3 protein-coding genes are annotated in these 2,810 nt (G+C 48.0%); 2 read left to right on the top strand and 1 reads right to left on the bottom strand.

What is annotated here, in order from left to right; all coding sequences use genetic code 11:
- On the top strand, window positions 1-535 hold a 535-nt coding region (locus JF818_RS11520), incomplete at its 5' end, for an S-adenosylmethionine:tRNA ribosyltransferase-isomerase (protein WP_198892152.1).
- On the opposite strand, the gene tmk is transcribed toward JF818_RS11520, so the two are convergent.
- Window positions 532-1,137, bottom strand: coding sequence for a dTMP kinase (gene tmk / locus JF818_RS11515; RefSeq protein ID WP_198892151.1), 606 nt, complete (start codon window positions 1,135-1,137; stop codon window positions 532-534). The two genes, JF818_RS11520 and tmk, sit on opposite strands and share 4 nt — an antisense overlap.
- Window positions 1,138-1,304: 167 nt before the next feature.
- Here tmk and JF818_RS11510 point away from each other — a divergent pair.
- On the top strand, window positions 1,305-2,810 hold a 1,506-nt coding region (locus JF818_RS11510; protein ID WP_198892150.1), incomplete at its 3' end, for a hypothetical protein.

Raw genomic sequence — 2,810 nt, 5'->3', positions numbered from 1 at the left:
TACCGCTCTAAATTCGTCTACAACGTCATATTTGTATAAAAACCAGGGGCTTCACTTCACTGAGGATATTCTCTCTTCAATACGGGAAAAGGGTTGCTTGATAGTCCCCATAACTCTGCATGTTGGACCGGGTACATTCCTTCCAGTCAGAACAGAGCATCTGGATGACCATAAAATGCACTATGAACGGTATGAGATCAGTGAGGAAGCTGCAAACATCATAACCCAGGCTCATAGGGATGGCAGAAAAATTGTAGCTACAGGGACAACCAGTGTGAGAACTCTTGAGAGCGCCTTCAACAGCGCAGAGCAACGCCTTGAGAGTGGAGAAGGGCGGACAAATCTCTTTATCCGACCCCCCTACCAATGGAAAGTGGTTGACCAGCTCCTGACCAACTTCCACACCCCTGAATCAACATTGCTGGTACTTGTCTCTACCTTTGCAGGAAAACACCTCATCGATAGAGCTTACCAGCATGCCGTAGACAAGGAGTATCGCTTTTTCAGCTACGGGGATGCAATGTTCATCCGCTAGAAGAGAATCTCCTGGATGTTTCTTGCAATCTCCTCCTTCGGGAGGAGCCCATCAAGTCTCACCAGCGTGACTTCCTTGCCGAGTGTCTCAAAGATGCGCTCATAGTTCTCTTTTACCTTTTCGAGAAACTCATGACGCTCAAACAACTCCTCCTGATCCCCTCTTCCCTTGATCCTTCTCAGGCATTCATCAACCGGAGTATCGATGAAGAATAAATACTGGGGGGAAGGGAAGGCATTGAGCCTCTGTATCGTCTCAAAATCACTGTCAACACTCTGGTACGCCAAGGAAGAGTATAAATAGCGGTCACAGATGACCAGCTTTCCCTCATCCAGGTCCCGCATAAGACCATTAACCGGATTATTGAGATGGTCTTCTCGGTCAGCTGCATAGAGCATCGCCAGTGACAAGGGCGTTGTTACAATTTGCTTTCTCAGCACGGAACGGACAAGCCGTCCGATTGGTTTATTGGTAGGTTCGAAGGTTGCACGGCAAGGGCGGTCATTCTGGTCACAGTATTCTGCAAGCAACTGCATCTGAGTAGTGGTACCAGCTCCATCCAATCCCTCGAAAACAACAAAATTCTGCAATACTGAAGGCATATCCATATCTCCTATCGTATCTCTATGGTACGGTAAATACACCACAAGGTAAATCAGTTTTTTCACGCATTAATGAGAGATAATCTGGAAAAGGGAGGTGCCCAAGCCATGCACTATCGGCTATACTTGTACAGAAAGGTGTAAGAGGCGTGCGATATCATACAACGTTGAAGGACATAGCCATCTCAGTACTCGTGCTTGTCAGTTGTGCCATTCTCACCCTATGGGGGATGGTATATCTTGATATGCGCAATCCAAGCCGATATCTTTCCGATTACTTGATTTCCTCCCTCGAGAAGAGCGGCTCATTTACCTTCTCCGCAACCGGTATAGAACGTACATTCCTCAGGGACCTGACCATTCTCAACCCTTCCTTGGAAAAAGATGAAAAGGTCCTCGCCTCTGCAGAAGAGGGCACCATAAGGGGAGGGATTCCCTTGCTTGTCCAATCTGTCATGCAAGGAAACAAACGTGTGTCTCTCGAACTGGAAGAAGTACAGGTAGAACTCGATGAATCATCTTCACTCCCACGGCGTGGTGATGAATCATCAGATCTCATCAGCCGCTGGTTGCAGGAGAATACCTTCCAAGTCAATACAAACTCGTTGGAAGGCTCCTTTAGTACTTCCACATTCACCGCTGATGTACACCAAGCTGCCTTCAATTTTGTGATGCAGAGAGGAGATAGCCTTCCTTCACTGCAGGCAAGAGCAGGAGGCGTATCGCTCCAGACCGGCAGTACCGATATTGCTCTGGAGGGAACCATTCTCAATCTCAATAAAGAGGGTACTGTTTCCTTTACCTCATCGCTCTCTACGCTTACTACACAACAAGGGTCTGGCAGCATGGAAAACCTTGTAGCCCAAGGATCCATCACAGGTTTCAATCTTCCAACAGATATAGGGTTGCTATCCCTCTCTGCAGCAAATGTCGATGCACAACTACCAAGCCTATCTTTTTCAATACCAGAGTTCAGTGGTACGGTATCACTGGAACAAGGTAGGCCACAACTTGCAACGCTTTCGTTTGACGAAATGATCATGCGCAGCAATCAGATGGTATTGTATGCCCCAACAACCACACTGCAAGGGACCTGGGGTGAAGGACAACTCTCCCTTGGTGCTGCGACTAAGGAGGGAGAACCGCTTACCTTCATTGTGCAGGATACACTCTCCCTAGACAGTGACAATCTGATTCTTAATGCCCGGTACCAGAGCGAGGGTGGGAATATCGAAGCATCCGTATTGCTCAATCAGATAACCTACCAACGAGAAGATCTTACAGCTCGCCTGGATTCCGTATCCATTACCGGCGATGCACAACTGAAAGATGCTGCTCTTGAAAATGCCTCAGCAAGCATGTCCTCCAGCAGTACGTTCTCCCTGCATTCAGAGGGGATAGAAGCTGCTTCCCCGCTCACATCAACAGTTCGTTATGAGAAAGATCGCTCCTCATTGAGCGCCTCCCTTACTTTTGAGGAACTGACATCTTCTTTCACCGATGGACCCCTCTATACCCGCCTCTCATACCAAGGGAATGTGCTCGGGAGACAGCTTCAGGGGGAGTTATCACTTGATGAGCGGTTCAACCTGCTTTCAGTATACAATCTCCCCCTAGAGGAAGTCGGCTCTCTCCATATCAGTTCACGTATGGATGAATTCCCTCTTTCATTC

This window comes from Sphaerochaeta sp. S2, from assembly GCF_016406725.1.
Taxonomy (GTDB): domain Bacteria; phylum Spirochaetota; class Spirochaetia; order Sphaerochaetales; family Sphaerochaetaceae; genus Sphaerochaeta.
The sequence above is the reverse complement of the archived record's forward strand: the minus strand, read 5'-3'. Positions and strand labels throughout refer to the sequence as shown.